The sequence below is a fragment of the Candidatus Methylospira mobilis genome, assembly GCF_009498235.1.
Lineage (GTDB): Bacteria > Pseudomonadota > Gammaproteobacteria > Methylococcales > Methylococcaceae > Methylospira > Methylospira mobilis.
This window is the reverse complement of sequence record NZ_CP044205.1, coordinates 2,653,350-2,674,054: the sequence shown is the minus strand read 5'-3', so window position 1 is coordinate 2,674,054 and position 20,705 is coordinate 2,653,350. Positions and strand designations below refer to the sequence as shown.

11 protein-coding genes and 2 pseudogenes are annotated in these 20,705 nt (G+C 55.7%); 2 read left to right on the top strand and 11 right to left on the bottom strand.

Annotation, left to right across the window (positions count from 1 at the left end):
• Positions 1-84: 84 nt before the first annotated feature.
• Entirely contained in the window at positions 85-3,354 is a 3,270-nt protein-coding gene (locus tag F6R98_RS12025; RefSeq protein ID WP_153249233.1) for a transglutaminase family protein, read from the top strand.
• Positions 3,351-6,710 carry a transglutaminase family protein gene (locus tag F6R98_RS12020; protein ID WP_153249232.1) on the top strand — a complete coding sequence of 1,120 codons (3,360 nt, stop codon included), beginning with the start codon at positions 3,351-3,353 and terminating at the stop codon, positions 6,708-6,710. Before F6R98_RS12025 ends, F6R98_RS12020 begins: the two co-directional genes overlap by 4 nt.
• 193 nt (positions 6,711-6,903) lie before the next feature.
• Here F6R98_RS12020 and F6R98_RS22055 read toward each other — a convergent pair.
• From F6R98_RS22055 to F6R98_RS11965, 11 genes and pseudogenes are all read right to left on the bottom strand, one after another.
• A pseudogene (locus F6R98_RS22055) lies at positions 6,904-7,216 on the bottom strand (IS5/IS1182 family transposase); the annotation flags it as partial.
• Positions 7,217-7,249: 33 nt separating this feature from the next.
• Positions 7,250-8,842: an IS66 family transposase gene (gene tnpC / locus F6R98_RS12010; protein ID WP_153251037.1), complete on the bottom strand. Its 1,593-nt coding sequence runs from the start codon at positions 8,840-8,842 to the stop codon at positions 7,250-7,252.
• A gap of 169 nt (positions 8,843-9,011) precedes the next feature.
• Positions 9,012-9,320 carry an IS66 family insertion sequence element accessory protein TnpB gene (gene tnpB / locus F6R98_RS12005; RefSeq protein WP_153249230.1) on the bottom strand — a complete coding sequence of 103 codons (309 nt, stop codon included), beginning with the start codon at positions 9,318-9,320 and terminating at the stop codon, positions 9,012-9,014.
• Positions 9,308-9,634: an IS66 family insertion sequence element accessory protein TnpA gene (tnpA, locus tag F6R98_RS12000; RefSeq protein ID WP_153249229.1), complete on the bottom strand. Its 327-nt coding sequence runs from the start codon at positions 9,632-9,634 to the stop codon at positions 9,308-9,310. Before tnpA ends, tnpB begins: the two co-directional genes overlap by 13 nt.
• Positions 9,635-9,913: 279 nt before the next feature.
• Positions 9,914-10,708, bottom strand: a complete 795-nt coding sequence (locus F6R98_RS11995) for an SDR family NAD(P)-dependent oxidoreductase (RefSeq protein ID WP_153249228.1) — start codon at positions 10,706-10,708, stop codon at positions 9,914-9,916.
• Positions 10,709-10,734: 26 nt separating this feature from the next.
• Positions 10,735-11,037 carry a hypothetical protein gene (locus F6R98_RS11990; protein WP_153249227.1) on the bottom strand — a complete coding sequence of 101 codons (303 nt, stop codon included), beginning with the start codon at positions 11,035-11,037 and terminating at the stop codon, positions 10,735-10,737.
• A 32-nt stretch (positions 11,038-11,069) separates the two neighbouring features.
• A complete protein-coding gene (locus F6R98_RS11985) occupies positions 11,070-12,311 on the bottom strand; it encodes a thiolase C-terminal domain-containing protein (RefSeq protein ID WP_153249226.1) in 1,242 nt (413 codons plus the stop codon).
• 121 nt (positions 12,312-12,432) lie between these two features.
• Positions 12,433-14,043, bottom strand: coding sequence for an acyl CoA:acetate/3-ketoacid CoA transferase (locus F6R98_RS11980; RefSeq protein WP_153249225.1), 1,611 nt, complete (start codon positions 14,041-14,043; stop codon positions 12,433-12,435).
• 306 nt (positions 14,044-14,349) lie between these two features.
• Positions 14,350-14,769 (bottom strand): annotated as a pseudogene (locus tag F6R98_RS11975) (IS5 family transposase); the annotation flags it as partial.
• A gap of 149 nt (positions 14,770-14,918) precedes the next feature.
• On the bottom strand, positions 14,919-15,779 hold the full coding sequence (locus tag F6R98_RS11970; protein ID WP_153249224.1) for a 2OG-Fe(II) oxygenase: 861 nt from the start codon (positions 15,777-15,779) through the stop codon (positions 14,919-14,921).
• A 482-nt stretch (positions 15,780-16,261) separates the two neighbouring features.
• Complete coding sequence (locus F6R98_RS11965) at positions 16,262-20,704, bottom strand: beta strand repeat-containing protein (protein WP_153249223.1); 4,443 nt, start codon at positions 20,702-20,704, stop codon at positions 16,262-16,264.
• Position 20,705: the final 1 nt, after the last annotated feature.

Genomic DNA, 20,705 nt, shown 5'->3' with positions numbered 1-20,705 from the left:
CATACTATTCTATCAATATTCCGGGCATAGTCGCTTTCCGGCTCATCGTTTGTTTACGAAGTTTTTTAAAGAGGCCTGCTACCCGTGGCTATTCATGTCAACATCGAACACACCACCCGCTATCGCTACGACAGGCCGGTATCGCTGTCGCCGCACCTGATAAGGCTCAGGCCCGCTCCTCATACCCGAACGCCGATTCATCATTACCGGCTGGATATTTCGGGCGGCGATCACCAGACCTACTGGCAGCAGGACCCGTTCGGGAATTTTATTGCGCGCGCGGTTTTTTCCGGCAAGCTTACCGAGTTGACGGTTGCGGTGGTGTTGACGGCGGAGCTGACGGTGATCAATCCGTTCGATTTTTTTGTCGAAAAATATGCCGAAAGCTACCCCTTTCAATATGATGCTCTGCTTGTTCAGGAGTTGGCGCCTTATTTCGAGGTCACTGAAGACGGCCCGCTGTTGACGCGCTGGGTGGCTTCCATCGCACGGGAGCCTTGCGCTATTGTGACTTTCCTGGTGGAGCTCAACAGCCGTCTTCAGCAAGCAATCAATTACACGATCCGCCTCGATCCCGGCATACAAAGTTGCGAAACCACGCTGGAGAAAGCGCTGGGCTCGTGCCGCGACACCAGTTGGCTGCTGGTGCAGATATTGCGTCATATCGGTTTGGCGGCGCGCTTCGTTTCGGGCTATCTGGTGCAATTGACGGCGGATCAGTCGGCCCTGGACGGCCCTTCCGGAACCGACAGGGACTTTACCGACCTGCATGCCTGGGTGGAGGTTTATATACCCGGAGCGGGCTGGGTCGGGTTGGATCCGACTTCGGGACTGTTCGCCGGGGAAGGGCACATACCGCTTTCCTGCACGCCCGATCCGGTCAGCGCCGCGCCTATCGTCGGTTTTTCCGATCCGTGCGAGGTCGATTTCGAGTACGACAACCGGGTGATTCGCTCCCATGAAGATCCGCGCGTGACTCGTCCCTATAGCGATGCACAGTGGACGGAAATCAGGCGCGTCGGCGAACAGGTCGATGAGGTGCTGCTCAGCCGGGACGTACGCTTGACCATGGGCGGCGAGCCGACCTTCGTTTCCATCGACGATATGGAAAGTGCCGAATGGACCACGGAAGCGTTGGGCGGACACAAGTTCGAGCGCGCCTGCGAGTTACTGCGCCGTCTGTCGCCGGCGTACGCTGCGCAAAGGGCTTTGCTGCATCATGGACAAGGGAAATGGTATCCGGGCGAACCGTTGCCGCGTTGGGCGCTGGGTTGCTTTTGGAGTACGGACGCGCAGCCGCTATGGCAAGAACCGGCCTTGTTGGCCGATGCAACGCGGGATTACCGTCTTACCACGGAACATGCCCGCCGTTTTGCGGATGCCCTGGCGCAGCAGCTCCATGTGCCGCGGGGTTTTATCGTGTCCGCTTATGAGGACTGGCTGTATTATTTGTGGCGTGAAAGCAATGAGCCTGGGAATTACAACCCGATCAGTATAGACGGAGCACCGCAGTACCGAGACGATTTGAGTCTGGCATTGGCGCGCGGACTGGATGAAGCGACCGGTTTTGCATTGCCGTTGCGCTGGGATGATATGTCATCCGGCTGGCAGTCCGGGCAGTGGGCGTTTTCGAGCGATCGATTATATTTGACGCCGGGCAGTTCGCCGATGGGCTTGCGTCTCCCCTGGGAACAGTTATTGCCGGTGAGCTCATTCGAAACAGAGCGCTTGGTCATGCGTCAAGAGGTTTTGGCTCAGTCCGGACGCTCGCCTTCACAGTTCAATTATCCGGACGGCGTTCGACCGAGGCTGGAGGAGTGGCGCATTACGCCTGAATTTGTTCATGCCGCCTTATGCATGGAAGCGCGCCAGGGCAGGCTTTATATTTTCATGCCGCCGGCAGCGACGCTGGCGCGCTACCGCATGCTGTTAAATGCGGTGGAGCATACTGCCGCGCAACTCGATATTCCGGTGATAATCGAAGGCTATGAACCGCCGTTCGATCCCGCTTTGCGCTCGTTCAAGGTGACGCCCGATCCCGGCGTCATCGAAGTGAATATCCATCCTTCCCGATCGTGGGCCGAACTGGAGCGTACAACAACGATACTTTACGAAGAGGCACGCCTGTCGCGTCTGGCTGCGGAAAAGTTCATGCTCGACGGCAAACATACCGGTACCGGCGGCGGCAACCATGTCACTCTGGGCGGGGCAACCGTCGCGGACAGTCCCTTGCTGAGGCGGCCCGATTTGCTGCGTTCGCTACTGACCTACTGGCAGCATCATCCGGCGCTGTCCTATCTGTTTTCAGGCAGCTTCATCGGGCCTACCTCGCAGGCCCCGCGCGTCGATGAGCAGGGCAGCCGCGTCCTGGACGATCTGGAGCTGGCGCTGGAAGAAATGGAAAAACACGCGGCTCCCTGGATCACGGATCGCGTGTTGAGAAATTTGCTGGTGGATCTGGCCGGCAACACCCATCGCGCCGAATTTTCGATAGACAAGCTGTTTTCGCCTGACTCGGCCACCGGCAAGCTCGGTATACTGGAGTTTCGCGGTTTCGAAATGCCGCCGCATCCGCAAATGAGTCTGGCGCAGATGTCGCTGATACGCGCATTGGTGGCGCGTTTCTGGGAACAGCCTTATCGCCATAAACTGGTGCGCTGGGGAACGGCGCTGCATGACCGTTTCATGCTGCCGCACTTTGTCTGGTCCGATTTCAGCGGTGTGATCAGTGAGTTAAACGAGGCCGGTTTTCCGTTCGAACTGCAGTGGTATGCGCCGTTCTTCGAATTCCGCTTTCCGGTTTTCGGACGTTTGCAGGCGGGTTCAATGGAGCTGGAACTGCGCATGGCGCTGGAACCCTGGCCGGTCTTGGGCAGCGACGATTCGGCCCGGCAGGCGCGCGGAGTCGATTCTTCACTGGAACGGCTGCAAATCAAATGCAGCGGTCTCGATAAGGAGCGTTTTCTGGTAGCCTGCAATGGCCGTCGCTTGCCATTGCAGGCTACCGGTGTGACGGGAGAGTATGTCGCCGGGGTGCGCTACAAGGCCTGGCCGTCGATCGCGGGTTTGCATCCCACGCTTCCGGTCGATGCGCCGCTGACATTCGATGTGTTCGACAAAAAACTGGGGCGCGTAGTGCATGGCTGCGTTTATCATGTCGCGCATCCGGGGGGGCTTGCCTATGACGCTTTTCCGGTCAACGCCTATGAGGCCGAAACGCGCCGGGCATCGCGTTTTGCCGATTGGGGACATACGATATCCGATACGGCGCATTTGTTCAGTGGCAGGGAGCCGTCCGATGAAGCGCCGAACGCCGCGTTTCCTTGTACGCTTGATTTGAGGTCGCCGATATGAGTACGCGCATAGCCTTGACCCATCGCATTGATTACCGTTTCGCGCGGCCGACGCGTTTGTCTACTCATTGGTTGCGTTTGAGGCCAGCGCCGCATTGCCGGGAGGAGGTTTCGTCTTATAGCCTGAAGGTTGAAGGTGGCTCGCATTTTATCAATACGGTACGCGATTCCTACGGCAATTATCTGCTGCGCCTGGATCTTCCGGAGCCGCTGACCGAGCTGGCGATAACCGTAGAGCTGATAGCCGCGCTGACTCCCTGCAATCCGTTCGCATTTCTGTTGGAGTCTGCGGCAACGCTATATCCTTTCGAGTACGATAAGCAGTCGCAGCGTGAACTTCGCGCCTATTTGAGCAGCGGAGAAACGCCGGCGACGGTAAAATCCTGGTGCGAGCGGCTTGACAGGGAACCGTTGACGACCATCGCCTGTTTGAGTCGTATCAACCAGCACATTTCCGAGGATTTTGCCCGGGGACTCATCAATGAAGGCGTAAAGGCGGCCGATCGGTCGCGCTTAATAGGGCAAATACCCGGCCCGGATACCGGCCCGGCCTGGTTTCTGGTCGAAGTGTTGCGCGCATTGGGCTTTGCAGCAAGATTTACTTCTGGGTTCCGGGTATTGCTGTCAGACGGCGTTACGGCTTCGGATAGCGCCATTCTGCATATCTGGGCGGAAGTGTTTTTGCCCGGTGCGGGCTGGGTCGGGCTTGATCCGTCGCTGGGTATTTTCACAGCCGAAGCCCATATACCCCTTGCCTCGGCTCCCGATCGGTTGCGGGTACAGGCTGTGGCGGGTTTTTACGAAGCATGCGAACTGACCTGCCGTGAAGTTACCACGGTCGAACGGCTGACGTCGCAGCCCCAGTCCGCTTCGTATTCAGCAGCGGACTGGCGTGCAATCCAGGCGTTAGGCGCCCGGATTGATGAGACCCTGACGCAACAGACGCCAGGGCTTCGCATGGGGCGCTCAATTTCCTTTCACGGTGCGGATGGCGGCGATAGCTACGCACAGGCGCAAGCGCTGCTGTGCCATATTGGCGCGCGTTTGGGCGGGGGAGGGAGCTTCCATCTCGGACAAGGCGAGTGGTATGCCGGAGAGACTTTGCCGCGCTGGCGTTTGAGCTATTATTTTCGCGCAGACGGGCTATCGATATCTCCCGCGCCGCTACGGAAACCATCCATACGCCGGCCTGAACTCGCCGATGCAAAATCAATAGCCGAAGAACTGGCGCAAATGCTGGGAGTATCTGCCGAATTTATCATTCCGGCATACGAGGATGGCCTGCAACAACTCTGGCAGCAACGCTCCGTATGCGGATATCCGCCCCGGCCTGCTGCTTTATCGGACGCCGAAAGCCGGCGGCGGATTGCCGTGCTGTTGTCGCAAGCCGGCAGTGATCCGACGGGTTTTGTGTTGCCTTTGCAATGGGATGTGAATGCGTCCCGCTGGTGCAGCGGATATTGGCCGTTCCGTCGCGAGCGCCTTTATCTTACGCCGGGTTCTTCCCCCCTGGGCTTGCGGCTGCCGTTGCAGGCGCTGTCGTTGCAGGAGGATGTTTTAGCGGATGTCGCTCAATCGCCGTGGGATGAGTCAAGTAACCTTCTTCCTTCGGGACAAGTTTGTATGGAACAAATTTGGTCTAGCGAAGCCTGCCCGCAGGGTTCCGGGCAGGACCGCCCGGAAACACTGGGAAGGGTGAGGGAAAAAACGGATGATGTATCAACAGCGTTAGCGGTTACAGTAAACGCCCCCTCAGTAAAAGTATCAGAGCCAAACTTTCCGCGCACTGCCTTATGCATTGAAATAAGACAGGGGGCAGTCCACGTTTTTCTGCCGCCCATGCTGTCTGTGGATCACTATTTCAGCGTGATTGACTCATTGGAGCGCATTGCCGGTGAAACCGGCTTTACGATCATCCCCGAAGGCTACGAGCCTCCCGTCGATGCGCGTTTACGCCGTTGGCTGATAGAACCGGAAGCCGGCGCGATCAAGCTGACGCTGCCGGAAAGTGCATCCTGGGCCGACCATTATGCGCATTTGCAATTGGCGTACGCGGAAGCGGAAGGTTTTGGGTTTGCGGGGTCATGCAGTGCGGCGGATGGTAGCCCCAGCCTGACGGATATGCGTTCGGACATTTTTCTGTGCGGCGCGACGCCGGCGCGCAGCCCGTTTTTAACCACGCCGCACTTGCTGCGTTCCTTGATTGACTATTGGCGCCGCCATCCCTGTCTATCCTATTTTTTTGCCGACCGAGCCATCGGGCCGGGCGGTTTGGCGCCGCGTCCGGACGAAGGCGGCGACGACGCGTTATATGAGCTGGATATCGCTTTGGCGCGAATTCCTGCAGGGGAAGCAGCCATGCCATGGCTGATCGATCGCCTGTTGCGGCATGTGTTGAGCGATGTTGCCTACGATATTCACCGCACGGAAATCGATATGGATTGCCTGTACCCGCCGGATCGCGATCAGGACAGGCAGGGCAGAATCTCGCTGCGAACGTTTACGTCGCCGCCGAATGCTGAACTGGCCGGCCTGCAATCCCTGCTGCTGCGCGGCATGCTGGCTTATCTGGATCGTCATCCCTTGACGGATAGGGGTATGGACGGAAAACGGATCGATATACACGATAAATACATGCTTCCCGGTTTTTTATGGCGCGATCTGCAGGAAATAATTCAGGATCTCGCAACGGTGGGTCTGGCATTCGAGCCGGCATGGTTTGAGCCTTTTCTGGCGCTGGCTTTTCCGGTATTGGGGCAAGTACAATTCGGCGATATTGCGCTGGAACTGCGCCATGCCCACGAGCCGTGGCCGATTCTGGCCGAGGAGCCGGCGGTTCAGGGCATCGCGCGTTTCGTCGATACCGCCAATGCGCGTTTGCAGGTAAGCTGCAGCGGCAGCTTTAATACGACACGCTACCAGTTGATTTGCAACAATGCCTGGGTGCCGTTGCAGGAAACGGCTGTTTCCGGACATTATCTGGCCGGCGTGCGTTACAAGGCCGCGCAACCGGTTTCCACCCTGCATCCGACCTTGCCGGTAGAAACTGCGCTGCATTTCGATATCCTGGATAGGTGGACACAGCGGACCATAGGTGGTTGCAGCTATTATCCGCCCCGCTATCGGAATATTGATTGGAGAGTACAGGGCGCGCCGCAAACAACGATGGTGTCGGGATGGCGGAGTGGCGGCGTGCCGTTACATGGCGAAGTACGCATTCTCTCAATCCCTGTGCCGGAGTCGGCCGTATTTCAGTCCAGGGGCGGAGAGCCGTTGCAACGCCTGGCGCTGCCTGAATCCATAGATCCGCGTTATCCTCATCTACTTGATTTGACGCGCGTCCCGGTGAGGGGGTAATTGAATTAAAGAAAGTCTGAACCAGCCCGGAAGTGAATAAGTCGTGCCTTCCAACAAAAATTGGTTTTTTAAAATTAGCAGGAATGCGCCCTCAATCCGTTGATTTCCTGGTTTTTACCCTCTGAAGCTGCTCTGTTGCGGGCAACCGGGCGCAATTCTCCTCCTTATGTCAACATGGCTCGTCTCGCTAAATTAATTGGCTCACATCCGCTTCGCCCGATATCGTGTGCGCAAAACCGCTTTGGACATCTGCTCCGACATGAACTTTCATCCCGAAATACCACTGAATCGCGCTGTTTCTTCTCGTTTTTGGCGGAAGACAGCGTATGGATAATCGTCGCATCCACCATCGTGCAGTCTTAGAGCAACAGGCCCTTCTGTTCCAAGGTTCCGGTGATTGCGTTCATGATCTCCACCGTCAGTTGATGTGTTTCCAACAGGTGACGGAAGTTTAGAATCATTGTTTCTTCCGGCGTTGATTCATCAAACAAGTCCATCCCTGCAAAGTAAGCGCGTAACGCCACCATCTATTCCTGCGCTTACGCCTGCGGTTTAATATCCATAACGGCAAAGGGCAGCAACTCATCAATACGGCTGTTGGGCCAGACCGGCAGTTTTTCCAGCGTGTCTTTCAACCAGCGCGCCGGGTTAAGTCCATTGAGTTTGGCTGTGCCCAATAAGGTCTGTATTGCGGCGGCGCGTTGACCGCCACGCTCGGAACCGGCGAACAGCCAGTTCTTTTTGCCGATGGCAATAGGACGAATGCTGTTTTCCACCGGGTTGTTGTCGATCGGCAGATGGCCGCTGTCGGCATAGCGGATCAGGGCAGGCCAGCGTTTGATTGCGTAATCCAGCGCTTTGGCGGAGCCGCCGCCGTTGGCAGTACGCGCGCGGGTTTCGATCAGCCAGTCATGCAGGGCTGTTAGTTCGGGCTTGCTTTTTTCCTGGCGCAGTTGCTTGCGTGCTTCGATGTCCATCGTTTTGCCTTCGCCTTCTATCGCGTACAGCCTGGCAATACGCTGCAGGGCTTCCAGCGCCATCGGGCAGCTATTGGCTTTATGCAAATCGAAGAATTTCCGGCGCGCATGCGCCATGCAGCCCAGTTCGATACAGGGCTGCGCGCCCTCGCGGTCGGCAGCAAACAGGGATTTGTAACCGCCATAGTCGTCGACCATGAGGTGACCGTGCCAGTTGCCGAGGAAGTGGCGCGCATGTGCGCCGCTACGTCCGGGCTGATAGTCGAAGACGATGATGCGAGGCCCCGGTTCCAGATCATTGCTGCGGTAGGCCCACAGGTAGGCCTTTTTGGTTTTGCCGTTGCCGGGATCGAGTTGCGCCACCGGCGTCTCATCGGCGTGTAGGGCGTTGCGCTGCAACAGATGCCAGGCAAGCCGGTCTACCAGCGGTTGTAACGCCACACCGACACGACCAACCCAGTCTGCCAGCGTCGAACGCGACAGGATCACGTCGTCGCGCGCGGCGATCTGTTCAAGACGATAGAGCGGGAGATGATCCTGGTATTTGCCGATCATCACCCAGGTGAGCAAGCCGACCGCCGCCATGCCGCCATCAATAATGGCGGGTGCAATCGGCGCAGCCTTGACCGTCTCGCAGGCCTTGCACGCGTATTGCGGGCGGATATGGCGGTGGACAAAGAATTTGGCCGGTTCGACATCCAGCTGTTCGGTGATGTCTTCGCCGATTTTGACCAAGTCTTTACCGCACTGTCCGCACAGGCAGGATTCCGGTTCGTGACGGTGTTCGATGCGCGGCAAATGTTCTGGCAGCGGTTGACGGCCTGCGCGCGGACGCCTGGGTCTGGCGACGGTGGTGCAGGGTTGTTCTTCGACCAGCTGTTCGACTTGCGCTTCAACGGCGGAGAGGTCTTCGTTCCAGGTGTCTTCGAACAGATCGCGCTGCACAGCGGGCAGTGCTTCGCTTTTGACGCTGAAGCGGGTGCGGCGCAGGATGCTGAGCTCCAGGGTCAGCGCCTCGATCTTGATGTCCTTGATACGAATTTCATCGTCCTTGGCTTTCAGCGTTGCGTCGAACTGCTGTTCAGTTTCCTGCCGCGCCTGTTCGATCAACGAATCGATCGCCGATGCCAGCTGTGTTTTGGCCGCTGCTTCCAGATTCAGTTGATCGAGTTTAGCTTGTAAATTCATGGTGTTATTATACCCGATGCTCGGTAGGGAGTCACGCTGAAACCCGCATGAATGCTGGGTTTCAGCAGGTTTTTACGGAAAATGCAGGCGCTGTTCAAGCCCGTAAATCCGCCGACGGGACAGACGACAAGCGCCGTCAATCGACCCCGGCAATCAGCCATTCCCATTGCGCGACTGTGAGAGAAACACAGGGCTCTCCCGCCTTCGGCCCAATAAAGCGGCCCTCGTGCAAACGGCGCTGACATAACCACACTCCGGTGCCGTCCCACAGCAATACTTTGATGCGATTACCCGCACGATTGCGAAACACGAAGGCCGACCCCGCGCAAGGCGCATGTCCCAGCACCTGCTGCACATGGCTTGATAAACCGTCGATGCCGCGACGCATATCCACCGCCGCGACACTGAACCAAATCTGGACGGGATGAGCGATCAATCCAGACATTGCAGCAGCTCCGCCAACCAGCGAGGAGAAGTCGACGTTGAGAGTTCCAGGGTGTACCCCTGTCTTGTCCGCAATAGCAGCGCATGCGCCGCCGGTTCAGCTACTTTATCAATCGATACCGGCAAAAAACCGGCGCGCGAAGGTGAAAGAGGGCGAACCGCGGATGCTTCGGCATCCAGATGCCGCACCCAGTAGTTGAAAGTAGCCGGCTTCAGCTCGTTCCGACGGCTATATTCGACCTGACTCAGGCCGCTGGCTCGCCACTGCTCGATATGGCGTATCTGCTCTGCTTGCTTGTTATTCATGCTATTCATGCTTCGACTCCTCAAGGAAAATGCAAAGCATGACGGAAGACTTATTTTTTATGTAGACGGGACGACTGGACGCTTACCCTGCAAAAGCACGCATGCGCGGTACATCGTAGAGCGCGTCCTCCATGCCTGGATCGGAAAAGATGCGCATTAGTTAGAGGTGAGCATGGCTAGTCGGGTGCTTCTCCTTCAATTTTTTACTAGTCTCTTCAGGAAAAATTGACTATAATCAAACAGTTAATTAGAGTAATAATTTTGTATTATTTAGATTGAAAAGCCAAATCACTTCGCGATCCCATTCGGATAGCACAGGCCACCGGTGATTTCGATGGTCGTGGCGTTGAGCGCGACATTCTCGACGCAATGACAGATCAACGCCGCGATTTCGTCCGGTTCAACCAGACGGCCGATATGCACGTCCTCTATGAGAGCCTTCAGGGCATCCTGATTCATCCCGGTGAGCATACGGGTCGCGGTATAGCCTGGCGCGATACCGACGCAGCGGATGTTGCGTATGCCGCGCATGAGGAATTCGCCGATGATAATTTTGGGCATCAGGGCAACGGCGGTCTTGGTCGATGAGTAATTTATCTGGCCGACCTGTCCAACTTTGTTGATTGATGAGATCGGTACCAGCAGCCCCTCCCATCCGCCGTTAACCATCGCTTCTGCGGCGTCACGCAGCGTCAGGAAAGTACCTGTCAGATTGACATCGATCACCGGCTGCCACTTGTTGAGACCCATCTTGCGGGATACCTTACCGGTGTCCTTGTCCAGACTCAGCATCGTACCGTCGCGAATAATGCCGGCCGAGGCCACTACGATATTGAGCTTGCCAAAAGCCTTCAGCGTCGCCTGGATGAATCGCGCGGTGTCTGCTTCACTAGTGACGTTGCCCAGGATGCCTACCACTTCGCAACCCATGTCCTTGATGTCCTTGACGACAAGATCAATGTTCTCCTGTAATCTGCCGACGACGGCCACCTTGGCGCCCCGCTTGGCAAGGAATTTGGCTACGGCACTACCGATGCCGTTACTGCCTCCAGTGACGAGTGCCACGCTGCCATTGATTTCCATAATGTATTCCTTATTGATCGAATGCGTTACCGGGCAAAGGACGTGCTGTCCTCTTCCCAGTAGATGAAGTTCGGATGGCCTACGTCAGGCCCGACAATCATGAGATCATCCACCCTGTTTGGATGCGCAACATCCGGGCCGAAAATCTTTACTCCGACAGGAAATATCGTCCTGACCAGCGACTGCGCCCGAGCTTCGGCGTCGCCATCCGGCAGGTCAGCGAACAGGCTCACGCCGACCAAGGCGATATCACCGTTCGGGAGTTTGCGGGTGATATCCCATCCACTACCGGTCTTGGCTATCGAGAACGCCATGTCGTTGTAGATCATGTTCTTCATCGTTGTCCTTGCTACGGCCGCGATCACAGTTTTCTCAATACAGTGACGCAATTAGTGACGGCGGAACCGCCAACATTGAACGCCACGCCAATATCCGCCTTCTTTGCTTTCACGCCGATTGCTTCACCTATGAGCTGCTTGTAGATCAATGTATGCATGGAGGCGCCGGTTGCGCCCACCGGGTGTCCTTTGGCCTTCAGGCCGCCGGACAGATTCACAGCCACCTTATCGTCCCGCGTGAAGCGACCATCGAGATAGTCGTAGCCGCCACGGCCATCCGTGGATAGGCCGAGCGCCTCGGTAGACAGGATCTGGTTGATAGTGAAGCAGTCATGCACTTCGGCCAAGTCGATATCGTCCGATGTAATGTTGGCTTCCTTGTACGCTTTCGCAGCGGCATCCTTCCCGGCCATCAACTCGTGCATGTTGGGGCGTACGTTTTCCGGCAGCCGTTCGACCGAATGGCCGATGCCGGCGATTTCCACCGCGCGATGTTTGTTGCTAACATGGGCGGTCCGGGTGATTACAAGCGCCGCCGCGCCGTCCGACACCAGCGAGCAATCGTGCATACGCAGAGGCTCGGCAATCATCATGTTATGGCGCTTGCCTCGCGCATCCGGCTCGTTGAGTTTCATGATCGCCTCGACGGAGCTGGGACCATCCTTCATGTGAGCGAGCGGATTCTCCGCGCCGTTTTTATAGCCAAGGGCGGCAACCGTGTACAGCATTTTTTCGAATTCCTCGGGCGGAATCATGTAATGGGCCTGATAAGCCTTAGCATACGCGGCGAACAGCATCGGAAACGACCAGCCCTTTGATCCCTCGCTCGGCCAATGCGAACAACAGGCCAAAACATGCGTCATTTGCGGCGTGGGCAGCAGGTTCATTTTTTCGACGCCGATTACAAGCACGCGACGGGCTCGTCCGGCCTCCACGGCATAGATGGCGTTGTACAGAGCCACCGACGACGAAGCGCAGGCGCTCTCACAGCGAGTCATCGGTTTGAAACGCAAAACCGGATCTATCTCCGCGGCAATCGGCGCAACATGCTCCTGATTGACGAACAATGATGGAGAAGAGGAACCGACATAGATGGCGTCGATGTCTTTCGCTTCCAGGCCCGAATCGACGATAGCGCCGCGCCCGGCTTCGATTAGAAGATCGTAGTAGGTCTTTGTGTCGGTCATCAGGCCGCTGGTCTCGTTCTCGACGACGAAGGCTCCGAATTCGGTGTTGTATGCACCGATAATACTAATTTCACTCATTGTTCTATCTCTTTTCAGTAAGTGTGTTATGTGTAACTTTACCGCACGAACCAGCGCTGGCTGGTCACTAGTGATTGTCCGGTCAGCGAGTCGATCGGGAATAGCGAAGCGCAGTTTTTCATTACCGGGCCAGCATATCGTCACGCATTCCCATCGGCTCGTCTCGGAAGATGCGCGGATCCATCGTCCTTAGCGTAGGCGAGATCGCGGGGCGGAAGGCCATCCTCTCTAGGATGTCGCATTCCGGATCAATGCCTGGGGCTATCTCTATCAGTTCCAGCCCGTTCTCGATCAGGCTGAATACGCAGCGTTCGGTGACGTAGAGGACTTGCTGACCGCGCTTGAAGGCGTATTCGCCACTGAAGGTACGCTGTTCGACAGTATTAACAAACTTTGTCAATTCGCCTTCATTGAGTATTTTCAAGTTGCCGTCGTTGATCGCCACAGCCAATTGACCGGCGGTAAACGTGCCGACGAATACCACCTTCCTGGCATTCTGGCTGATGTTGATGAAGCCGCCGACACCGGCCAGATGCTGGTTGAACCTGCTTACGTTGAGATTGCCGCAGGTGTCGACCTGAGCCAGCCCAAGGAAAGCTAGATCGAGCCCGCCGCCGTCGTAAAAGTCGAACTGGTAGGGCTGGTCGATGATTGCTTCTGCGTTGATGGCGGCACCGAAGTTCAGCCCTCCTGCCGGAATACCGCCGATAACGCCAGGTTCGGCAGTGAGCGTCATCAACTCGATGATCTTTTCTTCGGCGGCAACGTTGGCAAGGCCCTCGGGCATGCCGATGCCCAGGTTAACAATATCGTTGGCTTTAAGTTCAAGCGCCGCGCGGCGAGCAATGATCTTGCGTTCGGAGAGTTCCATCGTCGGGATTGAAGAGACCGGTACTTTGATCTCGCTGGAGAACGCCGGGTTATAGTGCTCTATGAAGGTTTGCATGTGATATTCGGGTTTTTCGGCGACCACCACCCAATCGACCATAATGCCAGGAATCTTGACCTGACGGGGATTAAGCGAACCGCGCTCGGCGATACGCTCGACCTGGACGATGACGATACCCCCCGAGTTATGTGCGGCCATTGCGATAGCCAGCGCATCAACTGGCAGTGCTTCCTTTTCCATGGTGATATTACCGTCGGGGTCCGCCGTGGTACCGCGAACGACACCGACATGGATGGGAAATGACTTGTAAAAGAGATGCTCCTCGCCGTCAATGATCATCAACTCGACGAGATTTTTCTTTGTGATGGCGTTGATCCTGCCGCCGCCAAACCGGGGGTCGACAAAGGTACCGAGGCCGACGCGGGTGAGCAGACCGGGTCTGCCCGCGGCAATATCCCGGAACAGGTGGGTGATGACGCCCTGCGGCAAGTTGTAAGCTTCAATGCGATCGTTGACGGCAAGTTGCTGTAGTTTCGGCACCAGCCCCCAGTGACCGCCGATGACACGCGCTACCAGTCCTTCATGACCCAAGTGGTTGAGGCCTCTCTCCTTGCCGTCACCCTGCCCGGCGGCATACGCCAGCGTAAGATTGCGCGGGCTACCTGCCGGTGATTGCCGGTCGGTACCGAGAAAGCGCTGCTCAAGCGCAACGGCAATATTTTCGGCGAAACCAATGCCGACAAAGCCGCCGGTAGCGACCGTATCGCCATCACGAATCAGACGCACGGCCTCGGCGGCGCTGACGATCTTGTTGCGCTTGCCGAGCAGTTGTTGCAGGTTCATTTGATGTGGCATATGCCTTTGATTTCCTGATTCGAAACATGACGGATGTCTGTAATCGAGTTCAACCATACAGAAAAAATCTTACGCCGTATGTTCGGTGTAGCACGGAGCGCGAATATGTCGCGGATGAGGTTAGTTGACGCGGAGGCGCGGAGATGTGGCGAATAAAAAGTTTGTTTACAACGCAGTGGAGGCCTTCTTTGTGCGTTAAAATATCAAAGCGACAGGATCAGAAATCTTCACAACTGAACTTGTTTGAAAAAAATGTAACGCGCGGAAGGGTACGGGCTCTGCCTTAGACGCTGTTCATAATCTTTTCAGTAATAACGCCAGGAAGGCCAAATGGATAAACTGCAAGCTGGTGTTGAGCCCACGCTCGCAGTTTTTCCATAAACGCCGGCATTTTTCCAACCAGGCGAAAGAACGTTAAACCACCCGGCGTTGAGGTATTACTGCAAAGGTATGTAGCTCGTTACGCCTCGCTACTTGCACGGTTGCCCCCAGTTTCTCTTTAATCGCCTCGGCAAACGGTTGTCCGCTGTAGTCTCCATCAACCAGCACGCTACGCACCTGCTGAAGAGTCGGGAAACATCAATCGAAGGCCGCCAGCGCTCCCTGGCGATCGGTTACTTCTGCCGCACTGACCGCAATCGCATGCGGCAGACCCTGCGTGTCCACAGCAATATGCCGCTTGATGCCGGAAACTTTTTTGCCCGCGTCGTAACCGTTTTACTTCTTCCTCGATACGTTTTCTCCGTATTTTATTGCCGGACTCGGGTGGCTGAACACCAGCGGCCCGTCCGCAGCCATGGGTCAAGTTTGCGACTGCCGCAAGCGCATCCATTGATCCCTAAACAACACCTCGCTGGAATGTGTCATCCCCCATATTGATTTTGCCGCAACCATTTGGTGGCAATCCATTTTTCGCCGGCCAACACTGGCGAGCCGCCGTGTAGCGTAGCCGGATCAACCTGAGACATTGAATTTGCATATGCAAAATAAAGCGCCGAGCCACATAGGGGGGTAACATTCAGGCCGATGTTTGGAAAAAACGTGCCTCCTCCATCGGCCACATCATTCAGATACATCACCAACGTAGCCACCCGCTGGCCGCCTTTCGCCAAATGCGGCGCGCTGCCCGGGTCTTGCACTGGGAAATAATCGAAGTGAGGCCGATACTCGGCGCCGACTCGATAGTACAATATCTGGATACCTTCACCGCGTTCCACCGGCCAGTTCATCAACTCCGACATGCGTCGTTCCAAACGCCGAACCAATTCATTTTCACCTCGCTGAAAATACGTGCCTTCGCTACTGCGCGCCGCAATTATTTTTGTATCGCCGGATTGCGGGTCAACGATAGTGGATGGCAACAACTTCTGCCTGGACAGAGCCACCAGTTCGTCGCATTCCGCATTACTCATGAACCCCTCCAAAAGAACCACATCAGGCCGATTCAAACGAAATGCGACTTTGACTGTGAAATCAGATAGTGCAATGATATTGCCTGAGGCAATACGGCCGGCCTCATACCGGTAAGGTTCGCTGGGTGAAAGACGAGAGGATGCTCCATTTTTCATATCCTTTGCTATACACTCAATGCATGTCGATGCAAATGCGGCGTCGAATTGCGCCTGCACCATGGATTCGATCATTGATTGCCGATTACACCCCCGCCGCAGGTTGGTTACAATCCAATCATGCCAGGCTGGCTGAACGCCATCGACCGTTGTCATTTACTTACCTCCGTTTTCAAACGCGAGCCGTTAGTGTGTCACGAATGCGTGGATGCGTAAGCCTTTTAACGCAATGGGTGTATCACGCAATGCTGTATCAAAGGTGAGGGGGGCGGCCCCTCGGAATCGGCGTGCGGCTACCCACGCATTCTCCCCGCAATTTCCTTAAGCGAGGGTGATGAGCCCCGCTCCGGTAAAAGCCGTAGCCCCGGTATCAGCATAACCAACGAGGACAACCGCAGCCGTACCGTGGCCGACAGTCGCATCGGCCCATTGAACCAGGGATGAGGTACCAGCAGCAGAGGCAGTAAACGTACCATTGGTTCCGCCAGTATAATTACCTCGCACGATTTCCGCAGACGCCACACCGGCAACAACCGGTGCTGTGAAAACGCCAAGCAGTGCGTTGGTCAGCGCACCGGCAGCAGCGCCAAGATTGATTACGTCCCCCGTTCTTGCGCCGCTGATAACGTCGACACCGCTCAGTGCGCGCCGTTGGCGGTGATAGCCGAGCCTGTATCATTGGTACCGGTAAGTGCCGCATAGACCAGAGTATCGACTGTACCGGTGGTTTGACTGCCCAGGCTGATAGTGTCCGCATCGAGGCCGCCTGTAATGGTGTTGGTTGAAGCCGCGCCAGCAGCATAAAAGAGGTTAATCGTATCGTTGCCTGCGCCCGTTGAAATGGTATTGATTGCTCCGGCAGAGAGCGTCACGTTTAAAATATCGTTGCCTGCACCCGTTGTAATCGTCTGCGCGCCTGAAAAGCCTACTGCCGTTAGTGTGACAACACCTGCACCCGTACTGGTAATCGTCTGAGCGCCGTTGCCAGTGTTTGTTACCGACGCTGTCGCCAGATTTGCACCAACAATGGTTTGCGCACCACCATTGGCTGATGCTATCACGGTGGTAAGACCAGAGCCGGTGTCAATGGTCTGCGCACCTGCACCGGATGTTGTTGCCGTGATTGTTTCAACTCCGGTAAAAAGGGTGCCACCATTACTTCCATCCATGAAAATATTAATCGCGCCGCCAGTGGTTATCGACGTCAGATTTACGCCGCCTGCCGCGAATGCCGCATTAAAAAAGGCGCCGGAGGTAATAGTCTGTGCGCCGGCGCCTGTTGTAATCGAAACATTTTGGATACCGCTGACGTGACTCCAAATGCTGTCATTTATTACCGGTGAGGCTTGTGGCGTAAATGAAGTAGCAGCAGCTCCAGCTCCAATTGTTGTATTAGGGGTGATATTCAGCGTATTGTTGGTTCCGTAACCAGTGATAGTATCGCCAATTTGAAATGTATTAGGCGTAGGGCTACTAACTCCTCCATCACTATAGGTGCCGTTAAACGTGTTAACGCCGGCTGTTGTCGCAACAAAGCTGCCGACTCCGGCAGTGAGGGTAAATGTCTGTGGATTTGGAGTTACTGTTACGTAGCCCGTTGCAGCAGCCAGCGTATACGTGCCTAGCAACTCGATCAACGTTGTATCGGTAATCCCCAATGTGCCTGACACCGATTCCGCCACATAAGTGTTGCCGCCAACGAGACCGTAGGCGACAGCATGCGCGTGACCCGCGACTGCAGCCTCAATTGATGCGATTGTGGTAGCTCCCATTGTTGTCAGTGCGGCATTTGAAGAAGCGGTATCCGCTGCAAAGGTAAAGCGGTCTCCGGTAACCGCACCCGTAATCACGTAATTGGCGGCAGTGGCGTAGGTTGTGCCGCCGGTACCTACCGTGATGCTATCCGGACCGGTTGAATTGTGAGTGCCGTAAGTCACATTGAAGATGCCTGAGGTGTTTCCCGTTGCAGTTGCAGCACCGATACTCAGGGTATTGGAGCCCGTACCCACGATTACCGTTACTGCACCCGAACCGGTAACATCAGTTACAATGTTGTTACCGTTGCCCAGTGTAATAGTCTGCGTTCCTGAAACGTCGGTTGCTATCACTGTCACAGCACCTGTACCGGTACTGGTAATCGTCTGCGCACCGTTGCCAGTGTTTATTGCCGACACGGCAGCAAAATTGCTGCCAACAATGGTCTGCGCGCCTCCGTTGGATGATGCTATCACTGTGGTAAGACCTGAGCCGGCGTCAATAGTCTGCGCACCTGCACCGGATGTCGTTGCTGTGACTGTTGCAGCGCCGTTAAACAGGGTGCCACCATTACTCCCATCCATAAAAATATTAATCGCACCGCCGGCGGCTATAGACGTCAGATTGATACCCGCCGCGAATGCGGCATTAAAAAAAGCGCCTGAGGTAATAGTCTGTGCGCCGGCGCCTGTTGTAATCGAAACATTTTGGATACCGCTGACGTGACTCCAAATGCTGTCATTTATTACCGGTGAGGCTTGTGGCGTAAATGAGGTAGCAGCAGTTCCACCCAAAATCGCCGTATTAGGGGTGATACTCAACGTATTGTTACTACCATTACCAGTGATAGTATCGCCAATTTGAAATGTATTACCTGCTCCAACACCGCCGTCGCTGTAGGTGCCGTTAAAAGTGTTAATACCCGATGTTGTTGCAACGAAGCTGCCAACTCCGGCAGTGAGCGTAAATGTCTGCGGCGTAGGCGTAGGCGTAGGCGTAGGCGTAGGCGTAGGCGTAGGCGTAGGCGTAGGCGTAGGCGTAGGCGTAGGGCCATCCGGCGAAGCAACTGTGACGTAACCCGTTGCAGCAGTCAGCGTATGCGTCCCAAGCAACTCGATCAGCGTTGTATCGGTAATCCCCAAGGTGCCTGACACCGATTCCGCCACATAAGTGTTGCCGCCAACGAGGCCGTAGGCGACAGCATGCGCGTGACCCGCGACTGCAGCCTCAATTGATGCGATTGTGGTAGCTCCCATTGTTGTCAGTGCGGCATTTGAAGAAGCGGTATCCGCTGCAAAGGTAAAGCGGTCTCCGGTAACCGCACCCGTAATCACATAATTGGCGGCAGTGGCGTAGGTTGTGCCGCCGGTACCTACCGTGATGCTATCCGGACCGGTTGAATTGTGAGTGCCGTAAGTCACATTGAAGATGCCTGAGGTGTTTCCCGTTGCAGTTGCAGCACCGATACTCAGGGTATTGGAGCCCGTACCCACGATTACCGTTACTGCACCCGAACCGGTAACATCAGTTACAATGTTGTTACCGTTGCCCAGTGTAATAGTCTGCGTTCCTGAAACGTCGGTTGCTATCACTGTCACAGCACCTGTACCGGTATTGGTAATCGTCTGCGCACCTACCCCTGTCGTTAATGCGGTCACTGCCGCAAGATTTGCCCCGCTGATATTTAACGCACCAGCACCGGATGATGCTATCACCACGGCAACACCTGACCCGGTTGTAATAGTCTGCGCGCCGGCAGCGGAAGTTGTTGTGAGTGTTGTAGCCCCGGTAAACGTACCCATGCCGATAGTAATCGCGCCGCCAGTGGATGCTGTCGTCAGATTAACGCCGCCTGGTGTGAATGCCGAATTAAAACTAGCGCCTGTGCTGAAGGTTTGTGCGCCGTTGCCTGTTGAGTTGAAAATAATATTCTGGATGCCGGAAACGCCGGCCCAGTAGGTATCATCCAGTGTCATTGCCGTATTGGCTATGTTGGGCGAAATTATCAGTGTATTGGTACCGCCGTTACCGGTCAGCACATCTCCAACAAGAAACGTATTAACCCCTCCATTACTGAAGGTGCCCATAAAGGTGTCATTACCAGGCCCACCAATAAAGTTGCCCACGGTGGTAGTGAGCGTAAAGGTGGTGCCGCCGGGCGCCGTACCGCCCGACGAGGGCCAGCTTCCCACGCTCGACGAATTCACATTCGGATTGACGGTATTGCTGCCGGTAGCGCCCAGTGTGGTCAAATTCACTGCGGAAGCTGCTGTGTAAGGGAGACTCACGGAGTTGGTACCCCAGTTGCTGGCGCCGGAACCACCCTGGGTAATCGAGATCCCCCACGCACCGCTGGAGCTCACCGTGGATATAAACGCCAGGGTGCCATCCAGGAACTGTACGTTGACGCCGGAACTGTTGGCGCCGTTGCCTGGTTTGGTCAACTGGAATGCAATGCTCTGCCCGGTGCCGAAATTGGTCAGGGTAACCAGACCATAGGTGCTCCATGCGGTAAAATTGGTATAGGAACCCTGTATCTGTATGGTTTCCAGTACATGGGGGCCGGTTACGGCATCGGTGGTATAGTTCGGATTAGTGATGAGTGCGCCTGCGCCTGCGCCTACAATGAAGTTGGCTGCATTGGCCAGCGGAACATTGGTGTAAGTGGTGGTATCGTTCGCAGCTGCGTACACGTTGCCGCTCAAACCGCTCAGATTCGCGCTGGTAAAGGCAGTAGTACCGCCGGATGACGTCCAGCTCGTGCTCGTCACGCCCGACGAATTAACCAACGAATTGACGGTGTTGTTACCGGCAGCGCCCAGTGTGGTCAGATTTACAGCGGTAGCCGCAGTGTAAGGGATCGCCACGGAGTTGGTACCCCAAGTACTCGTATCGGAACCACCCTGGGTGATCCAGACCGTCCACGAACCGTTGACGCTCACATTGGAGGTAAACGCCAGGGTGCCATCCAGAAATTGAACATTGACACCGGAGTTGTTGGCGCCGCCGACGCCGCTGGGCTGGGTTAATTGGAATACAATACTTTGCCCGGTGACGGTATTGGTCAGGGTAACCAGACCAGAGAAGCTCCATGCGGTAAAATTAGCATAGGAACCCTGAGCCTGAATGGTTTCCAACTGATGATAGCCGATTGCTGCATCGGTGGTATAGTTCTGGTTGGCGGTCTGTATGCTTGCGCCCGCACCAACTATGAAATTGATTGCATTGGTCTGCGGCACGCTGCTGTATGAGGTGGTAACGCCTGATGTGGCGTATACGTTGCCGGTAACACCGGTTAAATTCACGCTGGTGGTGGTATTTGCCATG

Bases quoted from the DNA above. Each gene is read 5' to 3' on its own strand.
- F6R98_RS12020 (WP_153249232.1), top strand. From the start codon at position 3,351: ATGAGTACGCGCATAGCCTTGACCCATCGCATTGATTACCGTTTCGCG.
- tnpB (WP_153249230.1), bottom strand. From the start codon at position 9,320: ATGTCTGGATTGATCGCTCATCCCGTCCAGATTTGGTTCAGTGTCGCG.
- tnpA (WP_153249229.1), bottom strand. From the start codon at position 9,634: ATGAATAGCATGAATAACAAGCAAGCAGAGCAGATACGCCATATCGAG.
- F6R98_RS11995 (WP_153249228.1), bottom strand. From the start codon at position 10,708: ATGGAAATCAATGGCAGCGTGGCACTCGTCACTGGAGGCAGTAACGGC.
- F6R98_RS11990 (WP_153249227.1), bottom strand. From the start codon at position 11,037: ATGATCTACAACGACATGGCGTTCTCGATAGCCAAGACCGGTAGTGGA.
- F6R98_RS11985 (WP_153249226.1), bottom strand. From the start codon at position 12,311: ATGAGTGAAATTAGTATTATCGGTGCATACAACACCGAATTCGGAGCC.
- F6R98_RS11980 (WP_153249225.1), bottom strand. From the start codon at position 14,043: ATGAACCTGCAACAACTGCTCGGCAAGCGCAACAAGATCGTCAGCGCC.
- F6R98_RS11970 (WP_153249224.1), bottom strand. From the start codon at position 15,779: ATGACAACGGTCGATGGCGTTCAGCCAGCCTGGCATGATTGGATTGTA.
- F6R98_RS11965 (WP_153249223.1), bottom strand. From the start codon at position 20,704: ATGGCAAATACCACCACCAGCGTGAATTTAACCGGTGTTACCGGCAAC.